The sequence below is a fragment of the Streptomyces sp. NPDC059002 genome (assembly GCF_042740435.1).
In the GTDB taxonomy this organism is placed as follows: Bacteria; Actinomycetota; Actinomycetes; order Streptomycetales; family Streptomycetaceae; genus Streptomyces.
Window position 1 is genome coordinate 196,919 of sequence record NZ_JBHYJI010000006.1, and the last position, 14,751, is coordinate 211,669.

The window sequence follows — 14,751 nt, forward strand, 5'->3', positions numbered from 1 at the left end:
GGCCCACTCCATAGGGTCCGTGGCGGAGCGCGGCATCGGCGGCCCGAAGGGCCCTCGTGCGGGGGCGAGTTGTACGCCATGTACGTACGCCATGTACGTACTCCCCGAGCAGCGATCCACAGGGGTCGGTCAGGCGCTGATGGGCGAGACCGTCTCCGAGGCACGACGCCGCGGCGGCACAGCGGGGGCAGGGACGCCGCGTTCGGAACAGATCGGAACAGAGTGGACACGCCCTGGGGCCTGTCCACTGGGTCTCCTGAGCTGCTTGCGTCGTTGGCTGGTTATGGATCGTGTGGCGGCGGCGGGCGGATCGGCGTCGTGGTGAGTGACCTCTATTTCCTCAACCCGAATCCGCTGCACGGACCAGGGAGCACCCGTCCGGGTCCGCCACCGTATGCCGTCTATCAGTTGCCGTCGCGTCCATACCGGCGGACGGCCCGACTTGATGCCCCGCGGCAACAGCGTCTCAAGTCGGGCCCACTGGCCGTTCGCCAGATCCCCACGTCCCACAGGACGTGATCCTCAACGATCAAGATCAACTTTCGCAAACAAACCGTAGGCGGCCTACGCGGTTGTGGCGATGCCGCCGTCTACGGGGATCACGGCGCCTGTGAGGTATGCCCCTGCCCGGCTGGCGAGGAACACGGCGACACCCGCCATGTCGTCATCGCGGCCGATCCGGCGGAGCGGGGCCGACGCCGCGATCTCCTCGCCTAACTCATCGAGGGTTGCAGCCATCATCGTCGACGGGAACGGTCCCGGCGCCACGGCGTTCACGGTGACGTGCTGCGGTCCTAGTTCCTTGGCGAGCACTCTGGTGAGTTGATGCAGTGCGGCCTTGCTGCTGGAGTACGAGTAGTTGGGCCGCTGGGGGATGTGGATGGCGGCGATACTGCCGATGTTGATGATCCGCGCGGGATCGTCGGCGGTGCCCGCCCTGCGAAGTGCGGGCAGCAGCGCCTGGACTAGCCAGAACGGCGACTTCAGGTTGAGGTCGACGACCGTGTCCCAGGCCGCGTCTGGGAACGTCGCCAACGGCTCGTCCCACATGGCGCCCGCGTTGTTGACGAGGATGTCGAGACGCTCCGAGTCGCCGGTGACGAGGCCGGACAGGCGGCGACACTCGTCGTGGCGGGACAGGTCGGCGGGGATAGCCCGCACCTCACCGAATGTGGACAGCTGTTCCTGAGCCTGAGCGCACGCTTCCGCGTTCCGTGAGCTGATGACCACGCGGGCACCCGCCTGGAGAAGGCCACGCGCGATCATCATTCCGATGCCTCGGGTGCCACCGGTGACGAGCGCGCGCTTTCCACGCAGATCGAAAAGTCCTGCATGCGTTGTGAATTGGTTGTCTACCACTTACCGCCATCTTCCAGTTGGTCGTGCGGGATGATGCGTCGACGCGTCGGGTATTCGGTTCAGCTGTCTCAACGCTATGGCCGTGGAGCGCACTCCAAGCAAGCGGATCCCGGTCCCGGCGGACCGCGTCCGCAGCCGCCTCAAGCGCGGATCGCGAGGCGGACGGCCGCCCAAGTTCGACAAGGACGACTACAAGCAGCGGCACGCGGTCGAGTGCGGGATCAACCGCCTGAAGCGCCACTGGGCTGTAGCCACGAGGTATGACAAGCTCACGGTCCGCTACGAGGCGACCGTGCTGGTCGCCGTCCTCAACGAGTGGCTGTGACCAGCACTTTCACAACAGACCCCAGGCCCTGCCCGGCGGATCATGTCGGGCGGCGCGTCGGCGCTGAATCGCTGTAGCGCCCAGCTGGAGAAGGCGCTGGGTGGAGCAGGTGGGCGTTCGTCGATAATGCCTCGACAGTGGGCACGGTGGCCGGGGATGCTTCGCGCGATGACAAGAATCAACGACACGCCGCCCGCATGGGACGAGCGCACCCAGCTCACCACGTTCCTCGACTACGCACGTGACACCGCCCGCGCCAAGTGCGACGGCGTCTCCGTGGAGAACGCCCGCAAGGCGCTCCTGCCGGGCTCACCGCTGATGACCATGAGCGGAGTGATCAACCACCTCCGCTGGGTCGAGTACTACTGGTTCCAGGTGGTCTTCCTCGGCGAGGAAGACCAGGGCCCCTGGACCGAGCAGGACCCCGACCGCGAGATGCGTATCGCCGTCGACTTCCCGCTCACGCAGTTGCTCGACGAATACGCCGAACAGAGCGCCCGCTACCGCGCACTGGTCGCCGGGAACGACCTGGACAAGCGGGCCGAAGGAACCGTACGCAAAGGCCTCCACGTCGACCTGCGCTGGATCCTCCTCCACCTCACCGAGGAGACGGCCCGCCACAACGGCCACCTGGACATCCTGCGCGAGATGCTCGACGGGACGACCGGCTAGCCGCGCTTTCAGGGGGCCCGACGGACCGTGGGCCAGCGCGAACCGCTTGAGGGCCGCGTAATCGACCGGCCTATGATCAAGGCCGTGAAGACAGCCTTCGGCCGGGTGCGACCCATCGGGCGGCTCCGTCGAATCGCATTCCGTCCCAGTCCGAGCCAGGTGCTGGACGGTTGGCTTCATGGCTGACGACCGGCCTCGGGGAGGGGCCGGAAGCATGTGACATCAGGGGGATTGACCGCGTGGGCAAGGGTGGGTCGGTATCGGACGAGGAGTGGGCGCAGTTTCTGCGGGAGGCGGGGGCCGGGTCCGAAGGAGCGCCTCGGGAGCCGTCGGCGCGGGCGCGGATGGTGGCGCGGCGGCTGCGGGAGGAGCCCGGTCGGCCGGAGGGGTGGCGGACGTATGAGCCGGACCGGCGGCGGCGCGGCAAGGGCCGGTACGCGGCTGGGCTGATCGTGGTGGCCGCCTTGCTGGCCGGGGTCGTAGCCGTGGCTCCGGAGCGGGTGGCGGGGTGGTTCGGCAGCGGCCAGGAGACACCACTGGCCGCGGAGTCGGAGCGGCCGCAGCGGCCGCCGGCTGATGTGGCGGCGCAGGCGCCCACGCTGAAGCAGCCGTTCCGCGGGTCGCCGGCCGTTCGGTGGGGCGAGGGGACGGACGGCATTCATGTCCCCGCGGCGCGGGCGACGGGCTGGATGAGCCGGGCGCAGGTCGCGCAAGCCCTCCAGAAGTCCCGGGACTTCCTTGCCGCGTCCAGCCTGGATCCTGGGGTACTGCGCGGTGAGCATCCCGGCCGGGCGATCGCGTTGATCAACCCGGAGCAGCAGGACGTCCAGAGCTATCTGGCGGCGGCGTTCAGCAAGCCCAGCCGTAAGAACGATCCGCTGCTGCTGTTCAGCCGTTTCGAGAAGGACAAGGTGCATCTGGTCGGTGACGTGGTCAAGACGCGGGGCCGGATGACGTTCCGCGAGGGCGAGCGCGGGGCGGTTGAGGTCAGCACCGATGTCACGTACGTCTACCCGGTGGTACGCGCCGATGGGGGACGTGACGAGGTCGTGCGCACCATCGTGCGCCGCGAGATCGTGATGAGCTGGGATGACCCGGCGAAGGTGCGTATCAAGCCCGGGACGTTCTCCCTGGCGTCCTACAAGGTCGATGCCACCAACGGTGGTTGTGACACGTACACCGGCGGCAACTTCACCCCGGCGTTCGGCGCCGAGCGCGAGAGCTCGGGCTCGGGCCCGGCCGTCGATCCGTACGACCGCAGCACGACGATGGACGAACGCATGCGGGAGGCCGGGAACGCCGACTGCGGGACTGCCACACGATCGTGAACGCCCAACCGGCCTCAGCCGCAAGCGACTTGACCAGCTACAGAGGCACCCCGAGACGGCTGGTTGGCTCAGGCCAACTCCGTCCTGGTGGGGGAGCCAACGGGCCGCGAACGTGACACTCGGTTGAGTCCTCGGCACGGTGGTGTGTCCGGCGGCCGGGAAGGGCGGGTGCCGGCCGCCGGACACAGGCGTGGTCAGGCGACGGTCAGTTCGATGGCGACGCTGCCGTCGTCGGAGGTGAGGGTGTAAGTGCCGTCACCGGTGAACGGCTTGGAACCGCGGGCGAGGTAGTCATCGCCGTTCCAGGTGTCGTCCTCGTCGACGTTGGCGTGGACGGTGGCGATGTCCTCGGCGCCGAAGGGCAGATCGATGGCGTTGGTGAAACGGCCGCGCGTGGGTGCGGCATCGCCTGCGACGTTGCGCTGGGTCCACAGGCGGAATTCGGTGCCGTCCTTGGTCTGGAGCCAGATCTTGCCGTACGGCTCCGGGGTGCCGCCGTCGTCACCCGGGTTGGAGAAGGTGACGGTGTACGTGGCGCGGGCGACCTTCGCGGTGGGCGTGGGGGCTTCGGCACCGGCGAAGTCGGTGCCCTTCAGCGCGGCCCAGGCTCCGGAGATGGTGCTGGGGCCGCCGATGGTCTTGTCGTTTATCAGGTCGTACCTGAGGTACTTGTCGCCCTTGAAGAAGTAGGCGTAGTCCGCCTTCTTGTCGGAGCCCAGGAAGCCTTCGCGGACCCGGCGCCCCACGACCGCGTCGATGTCGCGGTCGAAGCCTGCATCCTTGAGGCCGGTCCAGTTCGCGGCGATGCTCTTGACGCTTTCCGCGGTGTTCGAGTCAGCGTCGTATCTGACGTATGCGTCGCCCTTGAAGAAGTAGACGAAGCTGCGGCTGTGCAGCTCTCCGGTCTTCTTGCGCTCGTACCAGAAGGCGTCGTCGAAGCCGCCGCCGAAGCCCACCCGGCCCAGCTCCGGCCACATCTCGGTGATGGAGACAGGGCCCGCGATCAGCTGGTTGCCCTGCGGGTCGTAGGCCGCGCACTGGTCACCCTTGAACAGGTAGACCTTGGCGATGGCGCTGCCATCCACCCCTCCCTGCCTCCACTCGACTGCGGCGTCGAGGTTGGCGGCGAAGACGGTCCCCGCCAGATCGGGATAGACCGCGAGGAGTTCCTGCGTCCCCTTGGGGGCGGTGTCCTTGGCCATGTCGTAGGCGATGAGCTGCCCGCCACGGAAGAAGTAGGCGTCCTGGTCTCCCGTGTTCAGCGCCGCCTGTATCACGCGTCCTCCTGAAGGAACGTAGGGGTGAGCAACGGCGACAGGCTCCCCTCGCGGGGCGCGCGGGCAAACGCCCATAGATCGCACATGGCCGAAATGTTCGGCCTCACCAGGCAGAGAGGACAGCAGCGGCGGAGGGCGCAAGGATACTGGCGGGCAGGTTCTGACGGGTCCCGCGGGACGCGTGGGGGCCCACTTGCGGCGGATCGGCTTCGGCAGCAGCTTCTCAACCGTCACTCAACGTCAGCGATCCATCCGGCGGTACGTGGGGAATTCCCGGTGGCCGCCGTCACGCGCGTTCCGTGCTGTGACCGGACGTGGTGGCGACACGACAGGGAGGGCACATGCACGATCTGCACGACAGGGTCGCGGTCATCACCGGAGCGGCAAGCGGTATCGGACGCGGAATGGCCGAGGCGTTCGCTGATGCCGGACTGCGCATGGTACTGAGTGATATCGAGGAGGACGCGCTCCGTACCACGACGGCCGGTCTGCGAGACGGCGGTGCCGACGTACACGCCGTCCTGGCCGACGTGTCGAGGGCGGATGACATCAGCTCGCTTGCTGAGGCCACGCTCACGCGCTTCGGCGCCGTACACGTCTTGTGCAACAACGCGGGCGTCCACACCAGTTCCACGCCGAGCTGGGAGAGCACGCTCGACGACTGGGCCTGGCTCCTCGGGGTGAACCTGATGGGCGTCGTACACGGCATCCGTGCCTTCCTGCCCGTCATGATCGAGCAGGACGAGGAGGCGCACATCGTCAACACCGCCTCGATCGGCGGACTACTGACGGGCAGATCGCTGTACGGCACGACGAAGGCGGCTGTCGTCTCCCTGTCGGAGGCCGTCCAGATCGAACTCGTCGACGGTGGATTCAAGCCGCGGGTATCGGTGCTCTGTCCCGGCCTGGTCGACACGGACATCTTCCGCTCCGCACGCAACCGGCCGACCCGCTTCCCTGAGGTCGGCCCGCAACCGAACGGCGGATCATCCGTGGCCGACATCGGTGAAGCGTTCCAGCAGAACGGGCTGAACCCGCGGGCCGTCGGTGACACGGTGGTCCAGGCAATCTGCGAGGAACGCTTCTACGTCCTGACCCATTCCGGATATGCGGCGCACATCCAGCACCGGACGGCGCAGATCCTCAACGGCGAGAACCCCACCCTCCTGCCTTCACGGGGCCAGTGAACCGGCACAGGAGTTGTGCGACGACCTTCAAGGAGGGGCCTCGGCAGGAGCCGCACCACCCCCACCCCGGGCGACCAGAACCAGCGACCTGATCATGCATCACCCGAACCACAGCGCTTGGCCGTTGCCTCTCGCCTGCCGACCAGGGGCCGCTACAGTCCCGTTCGTGAGCGATTCCTACGAGGGGCTCTCCACCCACTACGACCTGATCATGACCTCCGGCTACTACGACTACGACGCCTACGCTCGTACTCTTCTCGATCTGACCGGCGACAGGAGCCGGCTCCTGGAAGTGGGGGTGGGCACGGGGCTGGTCTGTGAGAGGTTGCTGGACCTGGCGGAGGGAAGCCTGGAGATCACAGGCGTTGACCACACTGAGAGCATGCTCGTCCAGGCCCGTCGGCGGCTGGGCGACCGGGTGCGATTGCTGCGTGCGGACATCCGCCATGCGGACATCCCCTCGTCTTTCGACGTGGGGTACTCGGTCGGCGGCGTCTGGTACTTCATTCACGACCAGGAGAACGATGCTGTCAGCTTCGGCAGTCACCTTCTGGAGGACGACGACAACATCACGGCGCTCCGCAGGGTGCATGCCGCGTTGAAGCCGGGCGGCGTGCTGGCGCTGGCGGCCCAGGGGCCGCACCGTGACTACGAACGGCCCCTGCCGGGCGGGCTGGTGTACGGCCAGGAGGCCCGCGCGGTGGCCGACGGCGTTTTCGTCAAGGACTACTCCGTCAAGCGGCTGACCAGGAGCCAGCACGGTGAGGCGGGCGAGATGGTGGCTCAGCAGCGCTGCCGGTATCGGACATACACGGCGGAGCAGGCCGAGGACTTGCTCGAACAGTGTGGTTTCCGCTTCGCAGGCGTCACCGGTGAGGGCCTGTTCCATCACTTCATCCGGCTGTGACGGCACGCCACGTCCGGATACGACGCCCGGTGTCGCCCATGGGTGTCTCTGCGATCTGGAGCGGCCTGCCGAACCTCATCTGCGTACGCGGGTGAGAGTTCCGCGGATCGCCGCTGGATAGCGCAGGGTGACCGAGCGAGGGCCGGAACCGGCGATGAGCCGTAGCGCGCGTTCACCGCTGCCGGGGAGAGTGGACAGGGCCGGCCCGGGCAGGCCGAACGAGTCCTGCCATCCGGCCGGCACTCCGTCGGCGGCGGCCGCCCGGACAGCCGCGGATGCTGCGGCCCGTGCCCAGCCCGGCTTGCGTTGCCGGTCGAGCAGTACCACGAACGCGCCATGGGACTGGTAGCGGACCTCGATCCCCGGGAGAGCGTCGAGTCCGTTCGCGAGCGCGTCGAGGTTGCGCCGATAGCGGCCCAGACGGGAGCACAGGGTCGCCCCGTCATCCACGGCGAGCCACGCGGCGTCCTGCGGGCACATCGGAGCGGCCCGCTGCACGGACCGCGCCTGCAGCAGCCTCTGCACCATCGCCGGATCCGTCCGGGCCACCAGCAGGCCGCCGGGACGACGGTGGTGCCCTCCGGCCCCCCACTTGGTGAACGAATAGGCCGCGAACACCTCGACGCCGGACGGCACTTGGCCGGCCACGTCGAGCAGCGGGGTCTGCGCCGCATCCACCACAACGGCCAGGCCTCCGGACGGCCGCCGTACCGCCACCTCCCGCCACAGGTCCTGCGGCGCGATGAAGCGGGGCGCGGGCGTATTCGTGACGGGTTCGTACAGCACCGCGCCGACATCCGGGGCCGCTGCGTGCGCGGCGAGCTCGGCAGCGGATCCCGCCTCGACGAATCGGCAGGTGTCCCGACCGACGTGATGCAGCAGGTCGACAACCTCCAGCCAGCTGTCCCGGGGGACGACGAACACCTGCCCCGCCCTGCGCAGCCGAGCCAGGAGCAGCAACAGCGGTACTCGGACCGCCGCCAGCCCACTGGACATCGCCCGCACCGCGTCACCCGCGCTCCGCATCCCGATCGCGGCGGCTGCCTCTTCCGCGAAGACCTCCAGGGCATCGTCCACGATGAACACGGCACCGGCGCTGTGGCAGGGCCCGGGGCGCATCAGTGCCCCGCACGGGGTGTAGACGTCGTCCCCGGCGTGATAGCCGTACTGGAACGGATGCCGGCTCGCGCCTCCCTCCACCGATGGGGCGGTCCGGGCATCGCCGAGCGCGAGCTGCAAGGCCCTGCCGATCACAGCGGCTTCCGCGTCGTCGAGCGTCGCCGCCCACTGCGGCAGGAGGGCCCGGGACACCTGCGCCCCGCCTGCCACTTGCCGACGCACCGCGGTCACATCAGCCAGAAGAATCCGGTGCCACCCTGCATGTGCACCGGATCCCTGCTCCCGACATTGCTCCAGGAGCCTGCCGAGCCTTCGTATGCGCGCCTCGACCTCAGGGGCCATGGCCACGGTGAGACAGTACGCCGCAAGAGTTGGGTGGGCCGCGGCCTGCTCAGCAAGGGCTGGCGCAAGGAACCGGACACCGCTGCGCCCGGCGGGAATTGGTTCGCCGGGCGCACCTGGCAGGGCGGCCACCTGCCACCGAGCGGGGCGTTGCGTTCCGTGAACGCCCTGGCCTGAGTGTGATGTTGGCTTTCGGATGCGCTGCGTCTGCCGGTATGTGTGGCTTGTTCACGCGGTGTTCGTATGGTTCCTTACGCCGTTCCGACCGGCAGTCGTTAGGATCACGGCGTGATGACAACCAGGTCACCTTCAGGAACGCGGCGGGATCGCTCATCAGCGATTCTGCTCCGCCTGTTGGGGCTGGGCCTGGTTCTCTTCGGCCTGCTGTATACGCACGCGGCCAGTCCCGACGCCACGGTGCGGCACGTCCAGCAGGTCGATGCCGCCTCCGCGCACGCGTCCGCCGCCCCGCGCACCGCCCCGACGCAAGGGGTTGCGAGTGCGACGCATGGCCACGACGGCGCGGAGCCGTCGGGTGAGCGGCACGGCGGCCACAGTGATCAGCACGCCTTCGAGGAGTGCGCACTCGGCCAGCCCTCACACGGGCCCGACGTGGACGCCCCCTGCGTGTCCCCGCTGGACTCGGCGACGGTCGCACCCGTCCCGACGTACGCCGAGCAGGTGCGCCCCTCGGCGGTGCGGGGCTTCGTCGTACCGACCCCACATGCGGCGGAATCGCCCGTCCTGCGTATCTAGGTCAGCGCCCCAGCACCGGCCGGAGCCCTCTGAAGCATGCCGTCGCGGCCTGAGGCCGCTGTCGTGCTCCCTCCGTCGACCGGTTCGGGGTGTCTGACCTTCCTGGTGTGCCGTGCTGAGTGCGGTGCGGGGATGGTCGGGCTCCCTATCAGCCCCCCTCACGTCTCTGCCCCGCCCTGACCCTCTTTCTGGCGAGGCAGCCGCCGCACGGAGGCCCTGTGTCGTCCTGCCCCGCCGACCCGACAGCCCTTGTCCCACGGCCCGCCTCGCCACCGGTGCGCTGGATGCGCGTGCGGACCCGGGCGTTCTGGAAGTACCGACTCCTATGGCCCGCTCTGTCCGTCCTGTTGCTGGCGCTGGTGCAGTGCGCCGGTGAACCGGCGCATGCGGCGCAGCGGCCGACAGCCCGCGCCGCCGCCGTCTCCGCGCCGCTGCCGCCGCTCGAAGCGCGGCTCGCCTCCTCCGCCGAGGCCGGACGGGAGACCCCGGACGACTGTTCCCCCTGCGACTCCGGCCGATCCGGAGCCGCCGCCACCGTCCGGGCCCTGCCGCACGCGGCCCCAACCGCCACCACCACAAGCTCAGTCGGACCACTCAACGCCGACCGCTCCGGCGCCGTGCGCAGCCGGACACCGGAAGGCGGCCGCACCACCCTGGCAGCCCTGTTCAGGTGGCTCCTCTAGGAGCCGCCTTCGCGGTCGGCCGCAGCCGATCGCAGTCGATCCGCCACGAGGCGCGCCGAACGCGTGCGCCGCGCGAGACGAGAACCCCGCACAGCTTCCGCAGCGAATGAGAGCAAAACGATGCACTCCATGACCAAGAGCGACTCCACGCCCCCCGGCGCCGGCCTCCACGAGCTCGTCGGCAACACGCCCGTCCTGCGGGTGTCCCGGCCGTTCACCCCGCCCGACCGCGGCTTCTGGGCCAAGCTGGAGGGCTTCAACCCCGGCGGCATCAAGGACCGGCCCGGCCTCCACATGGTCGAACGGGCGCGCACCCGCGGCGACTTGAAGCCCGGCCACCCCATCGTCGAGTCGACCAGCGGCACTCTCGGCCTGGGCCTCGCCCTGGCCGGGATGGTCTACGGGCACCCTGTCACGCTTGTCACCGATCCGGGCCTGGAGCCGTCCATGACCCGACTCCTGGCCGCGTACGGCGCAACCGTCGACGTGGTGCCCGAGGCGCATCCCACCGGTGGCTGGCAGCAGGCTCGCCGCGAGCGAGTCGTCGAACTCCTCGCCGAGCGGCTCGGCGCCTGGTGCCCCGACCAGTACCACAACCCCGACAACGTCTCCGCCTACACCCCGCTCGCCCTCGAACTCGCCTCCCAGGTGGGACACATCGACGTCCTGGTGTGCAGCGTCGGTACCGGGGGCCACTCCGCGGGCGTCTCGCGCGTCCTGCACCAGCTGTACCCCGACATGCGCCTCGTGGGCGTCGACACCGTCGGGTCGACCATCTTCGGTCAGCCCGCCCGGCCGAGGCTGATGCGCGGGCTCGGCTCCAGCATCTACCCGCGCAACGTCGCGTACGACAGTTTCAGCGAGGTGCACTGGGTGGCGCCGGCCGAATCGGTGTGGGCGTGCAGGCAGTTGGCCACCTCGCACTACGCCACCGGCGGCTGGAGCGTCGGCGCCGTCGCGCTGGTCGCCGGATGGCTCGCCCGTACACAGCCCCGGGACACCCGGATCGTCGCGATCTTCCCCGACGGCCCCCAGCGCTACCTGGAGACGGTCTACAGCGACGAATACTGCGCCGAGCACGGGCTCTTGGGCCTTCCTCCGGCGCCCGAACCGGAGGTGGTGGGCCGCCCCGACGAGAAGGAGATCACCCGCTGGACCCGCTGCACCCAGGTGGCAGACCCGATCGTCCCGACGGCGGAGCCGCGCGAGACGGAAGGCGGCAACCAGTGAAAGGCGCCGTCGCGCAGGTGCGTTCCTATGAACGCAGCGTCCAACTGCTCCTGGTGAATCAGTTCACCATCAACCTCGGCTTCTACATGCTGATGCCGTATCTGGCCCAACATCTGTCCGGCACACTGGGCCTGGCCGGGTGGCTGGTCGGACTCGTCCTCGGCGTACGGAACTTCAGCCAGCAGGGCATGTTCCTGGTCGGCGGCACCCTCGCCGACCGGTTCGGCTACAAGCCGCTGATCGTCGCCGGATGTCTGCTGCGCACGGCCGGCTTCGCCACGCTCGGCCTGGTGGACTCCGTCCCCGCGCTGCTCGCGGCCTCCGCGGCCACCGGCTTCGCGGGCGCATTGTTCAACCCCGCCGTACGGGCCTACCTCGCCGCCGACACGGGGGAGCGCAGGGTCGAAGCCTTCGCCCTGTTCAACGTCTTCTACCAGGCGGGCATCCTGCTCGGCCCGCTCGTCGGCATGCTGCTCACCGGAGTCGACTTCAAGGTCACCTGCCTCATATCGGCGGCGATCTTCGCCCTGCTGAGCATCGTGCAGATCCGGGCGCTCCCGTCCCGCAGGGCCGACGACGGCGCGAGCAAGGACACCGAAGCGCGAGAGACGGTGTGGTCCCAGTGGCGTGGTGTGCTGGCCAACCGGGCCTTCCTGCTCTTCTCCACGGCCATGATCGGCTCGTACGTGCTGTCCTTCCAGGTCTACCTCGCGCTGCCGCTGGAGGTTCGACGCCTCGGCGGCGAGGGGCAGTTCGGCACGGTCGCCGTGGCCCTGCTCTTCGCCGCCTCCGGACTGACCACGATCCTCGGGCAGACCCGGGTGACCGCCTGGTGCAAGGAATACCTCGCGCCCGGCCAGGCATTGGCCTGGGGGCTGCTCATCATGGGGGCGGCCTTCGTGCCGCTGCTCGCCGCGACGGCATCGCCCGTGCCCGACGGGGGGATCGGCCGTGGGCTGCTCGCAGCCGTGCCACCCGTCCTCGCGGCGCTGCTGCTGGCTCTGGGCACGATGATCGCGTACCCCTTCGAGATGGACACCATCGTCCGGCTCTCCGGCGACCGCCTCGTCGCCACCCACTACGGCCTGTACAACACCATCTGCGGCGTCGGCATCACGCTGGGCAACCTGCTCACCGGCGCGGCCCTCGACGCGGCCCGGGCGGCGGGCATGTCCGCGCTGCCGTGGCTCGCCCTGCTCGCGCTGGGCGTGGCCTGCTCGGCTGCCCTCTACGGCCTGCAGCGCGCCGGTCGTCTGACGCGGCCCGAGCCGGCCCGAGCGCAGCCCGCTGCCACGGCCTGATTCCCACGTCCATGCCCTGACGGGGCGGGTGGCGGTACCGCCACCCGCCCCACCTCAAGCGCGCCCGCCCATCATGGAGACCTCATGCCTCGCTGTGCCACACCGGGCCCAACCGGCCTCGATCTACGGCCTTTTCGGGCCGTCCGCTACGACCCCGCATACGTCGGCGACTTGTCCGGGGTGATCTCCCCGCCGTATGACGACATGCCCCGGGCCCACGGCCGCGCCCAGCGCGTCCGCCCTCACCACATCCGCAGACTCCTGTGCACCGACGACCCGTGGGCGGCCCGAGGCCAGCTGCACCGCTGGCTGAGCAGGGGAGTGCTGCGCCGCGACGAGAAGCCCGCGATCTACCTGTACGAACAGCGTCACGCCCATGAAGTGCTGCAACGAGGGTTGATCGGGGAACTGCGATTGCCGACGGACTCACCGGACTCACCGGACTCGCCGGGCCCTCTGCTACCCCACGAAGCGGTGCGACCCCATGAAGTGCGCAGGCACACCACGTTGATGGCGGCTCTGGGCGCCCAGCTCGAACCGCTCTTGGTGGCCTGCCGCCCGACGGACCGAACCCTTCCCCTCCTGATCGACCGCCTGGTCCGCCGGCCACCCATGGCCATCGGCCGCACCGGGCGCATCACGCACCGTTTGTGGGCCTGTACGGACCCGGCCGAACAACGCGCCCTCACCCAGGGCTTGGCGACCGGACCAGCCCTCATCGCCGACGGACACCACCGCCACGCCGCGACCCTCCGGCTCATGACGACACGGGGAGGGGACTTCTGGAACGGCGCCCAGGCGCTGGTGGTGGACACCGTGACACACCCGCTTCGGCTGAGCGCGATCCACCGCGTGCTCCCCGGACTCGATCCGAGCAAGGCGGCCGCCCTGGCCGCCGATGTCGCCAGGGTTCGACAACTGCCGGAAGGGCCACGGGAACCGCGCGGGGACGAACTGCTGCTGACCGGTGGCGGCAGCGCCTGGGCGGTGTCGGACTTCGACGCGCAGGCTCTGGGCGAGGCTCTGACCGGGCGGCCGGCCCCCTGGCAGGAGCTGCCCGTCGCGGTGGCCGACCACCTGCTGGTCAGCCGGGCCTTCTCGGTACCGGACCTGCCCGGCGCGATGCGCCACGTGCACACCACGGAACGCGCCATCGCGGAAACGGCCGCACCGGACAGCGGCGTCACGCTCCTCCTGCCGGCGATGAGCGAGTCCACGGTGTGGGAGCTGGCGTCCCACGGGGTGCTGCTGCCGCGTAAATCGACCGCGTTCGCGCCGAAGCCCGCGGCGGGATTCGCGCTGCGCGTCTCCGGAGGATCCCCTTAGAGCGTCCGCCAATAAGGCGTGGATGCGTCGAAGCTGACGGCACGACAGACTCTTCTTGGTGATCATGGAGTTGCTTACGCTCTGTGATCTTCAGGAGAAGGTGTGTCTGTCGTGCCTGCGTCCATCATCGCCCCGATCCGCGAGGAGTTTCTCTCGCTACTGCCCGAACGCCGGGACGAACATCCACTCGGATGTCACCGGCCCCGGATCCCCGACAGGGTCGTGTTCGACCGGATCGTCTTGGCGTTGGTGTCGGGGATGGGTCACGAGCGGGTCGCGGACGAGGCATGTTCGGCGACTACGATCCGGCGTCGACGGGACGAGTGGATCGAGGCCGGTGTCGTCGGCCACTTGGTCCTCGCGGTGCTGCGGGCCTACGACACGATGGTGGGCCTGGAGCTGGAGAACCTGGCCGCGGACGGCTGCATCACCAAGGCGCCGTCTGGCGGCGACACCGCCGGGAAGAGCCCGGTGGATCGGGGCAAGCAGGGGCTGAAGCGGTCCCAGGTGACCGACGGCTACGGGATACCGGCGGTCACCGTCCCAGCCGGAGCCAACGTGCGGGACCACACCCTGCTGCCCTACCAGCCCGTCTACACCGACCTCGCCGAGCGCGGCATCACCGGCCGCATCACCCGGCACGGCACGAAGACGCCCATACAGACAGACGGCCGCTGGGTGGTAGAGCGCACGAACTCCTGGATGAACAACTTCGGCAAACTCCGGCGGAACACCGAACGCCGCTGGATCTGCACCGAGTTCTACCTCGCCCTCGCCACAGCGATCATCACCGTCCGCCCTGATCCGGCGAGCCTGGTACACCCACCGCTGGGACACCCGACCGGCCAGTCCTCGTGTCCGATAATCCCAGCGCACGACCCGCTGGCCGACGTTTCTAGGGCGGTCAGGTCGGTCGGCCGCGCTCCTGGCCGCGAGGGC

The 14,751-nt window shown here is 69.3% G+C and carries 15 protein-coding genes and 1 pseudogene; 12 read left to right on the plus strand and 4 right to left on the minus strand.

All coding sequences use genetic code 11. The features are described from left to right. Nucleotides 1–129 precede the first annotated feature (129 nt). Both ACFWZ2_RS08650 and ACFWZ2_RS08655 read right to left on the minus strand, forming a co-directional pair. Nucleotides 130–510 carry a transposase gene (locus ACFWZ2_RS08650; protein WP_384543741.1) on the minus strand — a complete coding sequence of 127 codons (381 nt, stop codon included), beginning with the start codon at nucleotides 508–510 and terminating at the stop codon, nucleotides 130–132. 54 nt (nucleotides 511–564) lie between these two features. Then, nucleotides 565–1,359: an SDR family oxidoreductase gene (locus ACFWZ2_RS08655; RefSeq protein WP_384543743.1), complete on the minus strand. Its 795-nt coding sequence runs from the start codon at nucleotides 1,357–1,359 to the stop codon at nucleotides 565–567. Nucleotides 1,360–1,441: 82 nt separating this feature from the next. Between ACFWZ2_RS08655 and ACFWZ2_RS08660 the strand changes: the two genes are divergently transcribed. The 3 genes from ACFWZ2_RS08660 to ACFWZ2_RS08670 all read left to right on the plus strand — a co-directional run bounded on the left by ACFWZ2_RS08660 (nucleotide 1,442) and on the right by ACFWZ2_RS08670 (nucleotide 3,684). Continuing rightward, nucleotides 1,442–1,684 carry a hypothetical protein gene (locus ACFWZ2_RS08660; RefSeq protein ID WP_384543745.1) on the plus strand — a complete coding sequence of 81 codons (243 nt, stop codon included), beginning with the start codon at nucleotides 1,442–1,444 and terminating at the stop codon, nucleotides 1,682–1,684. A 168-nt stretch (nucleotides 1,685–1,852) separates the two neighbouring features. Next, nucleotides 1,853–2,356, plus strand: a complete 504-nt coding sequence (locus tag ACFWZ2_RS08665) for a DinB family protein (RefSeq protein ID WP_384543747.1) — start codon at nucleotides 1,853–1,855, stop codon at nucleotides 2,354–2,356. Nucleotides 2,357–2,595: 239 nt separating this feature from the next. After that, entirely contained in the window at nucleotides 2,596–3,684 is a 1,089-nt protein-coding gene (locus tag ACFWZ2_RS08670; protein ID WP_384543815.1) for a hypothetical protein, read from the plus strand. Between the two features lie 194 nt (nucleotides 3,685–3,878). Here the strand turns inward: ACFWZ2_RS08670 and ACFWZ2_RS08675 are convergent, their stop codons facing one another. Then, nucleotides 3,879–4,961: a hemopexin repeat-containing protein gene (locus ACFWZ2_RS08675; protein ID WP_384543749.1), complete on the minus strand. Its 1,083-nt coding sequence runs from the start codon at nucleotides 4,959–4,961 to the stop codon at nucleotides 3,879–3,881. A gap of 341 nt (nucleotides 4,962–5,302) precedes the next feature. On the opposite strand from ACFWZ2_RS08675, the gene ACFWZ2_RS08680 reads away from it, so the two are divergent. Both ACFWZ2_RS08680 and ACFWZ2_RS08685 read left to right on the plus strand, forming a co-directional pair. Further along, nucleotides 5,303–6,148, plus strand: a complete 846-nt coding sequence (locus ACFWZ2_RS08680; protein ID WP_384543751.1) for an SDR family NAD(P)-dependent oxidoreductase — start codon at nucleotides 5,303–5,305, stop codon at nucleotides 6,146–6,148. Nucleotides 6,149–6,314: 166 nt separating this feature from the next. After that, nucleotides 6,315–7,055, plus strand: a complete 741-nt coding sequence (locus tag ACFWZ2_RS08685) for a class I SAM-dependent methyltransferase (protein WP_384543753.1) — start codon at nucleotides 6,315–6,317, stop codon at nucleotides 7,053–7,055. Nucleotides 7,056–7,130: 75 nt separating this feature from the next. Here ACFWZ2_RS08685 and ACFWZ2_RS08690 read toward each other — a convergent pair whose 3' ends face one another. After that, nucleotides 7,131–8,516 carry a PLP-dependent transferase gene (locus ACFWZ2_RS08690; RefSeq protein WP_384543817.1) on the minus strand — a complete coding sequence of 462 codons (1,386 nt, stop codon included), beginning with the start codon at nucleotides 8,514–8,516 and terminating at the stop codon, nucleotides 7,131–7,133. A 33-nt stretch (nucleotides 8,517–8,549) separates the two neighbouring features. On the opposite strand from ACFWZ2_RS08690, the gene ACFWZ2_RS08695 reads away from it, so the two are divergent. From ACFWZ2_RS08695 to ACFWZ2_RS08725, 7 genes and pseudogenes are all read left to right on the plus strand, one after another. Then, nucleotides 8,550–8,693 (plus strand): hypothetical protein, encoded by a 144-nt coding sequence (locus ACFWZ2_RS08695; protein WP_384543755.1) that lies wholly within the window; start codon nucleotides 8,550–8,552, stop codon nucleotides 8,691–8,693. 177 nt (nucleotides 8,694–8,870) lie between these two features. Continuing rightward, on the plus strand, nucleotides 8,871–9,272 hold the full coding sequence (locus tag ACFWZ2_RS08700) for a DUF6153 family protein (RefSeq protein ID WP_384543757.1): 402 nt from the start codon (nucleotides 8,871–8,873) through the stop codon (nucleotides 9,270–9,272). A gap of 284 nt (nucleotides 9,273–9,556) precedes the next feature. Continuing rightward, entirely contained in the window at nucleotides 9,557–9,955 is a 399-nt protein-coding gene (locus tag ACFWZ2_RS08705) for a hypothetical protein (protein WP_384543759.1), read from the plus strand. 129 nt (nucleotides 9,956–10,084) lie between these two features. Next, a complete protein-coding gene (locus ACFWZ2_RS08710; RefSeq protein WP_384543761.1) occupies nucleotides 10,085–11,185 on the plus strand; it encodes a PLP-dependent cysteine synthase family protein in 1,101 nt (366 codons plus the stop codon). Continuing rightward, nucleotides 11,182–12,486, plus strand: a complete 1,305-nt coding sequence (locus ACFWZ2_RS08715) for an MFS transporter (protein WP_384543763.1) — start codon at nucleotides 11,182–11,184, stop codon at nucleotides 12,484–12,486. Before ACFWZ2_RS08710 ends, ACFWZ2_RS08715 begins: the two co-directional genes overlap by 4 nt. Nucleotides 12,487–12,570: 84 nt before the next feature. Further along, entirely contained in the window at nucleotides 12,571–13,812 is a 1,242-nt protein-coding gene (locus ACFWZ2_RS08720; protein WP_384543765.1) for a DUF1015 domain-containing protein, read from the plus strand. A 102-nt stretch (nucleotides 13,813–13,914) separates the two neighbouring features. Continuing rightward, nucleotides 13,915–14,677: pseudogene (locus ACFWZ2_RS08725) on the plus strand (IS5/IS1182 family transposase). Nucleotides 14,678–14,751 lie beyond the last annotated feature (74 nt).

Coding starts and splice junctions, on each gene's coding strand:
- ACFWZ2_RS08665 (WP_384543747.1), top strand. CDS start 1,853: ATGACAAGAATCAACGACACGCCGCCCGCATGGGACGAGCGCACCCAG.
- ACFWZ2_RS08680 (WP_384543751.1), top strand. CDS start 5,303: ATGCACGATCTGCACGACAGGGTCGCGGTCATCACCGGAGCGGCAAGC.
- ACFWZ2_RS08690 (WP_384543817.1), bottom strand. CDS start 8,516: ATGGCCCCTGAGGTCGAGGCGCGCATACGAAGGCTCGGCAGGCTCCTG.
- ACFWZ2_RS08705 (WP_384543759.1), top strand. CDS start 9,557: ATGCGCGTGCGGACCCGGGCGTTCTGGAAGTACCGACTCCTATGGCCC.
- ACFWZ2_RS08710 (WP_384543761.1), top strand. CDS start 10,085: ATGACCAAGAGCGACTCCACGCCCCCCGGCGCCGGCCTCCACGAGCTC.
- ACFWZ2_RS08720 (WP_384543765.1), top strand. CDS start 12,571: ATGCCTCGCTGTGCCACACCGGGCCCAACCGGCCTCGATCTACGGCCT.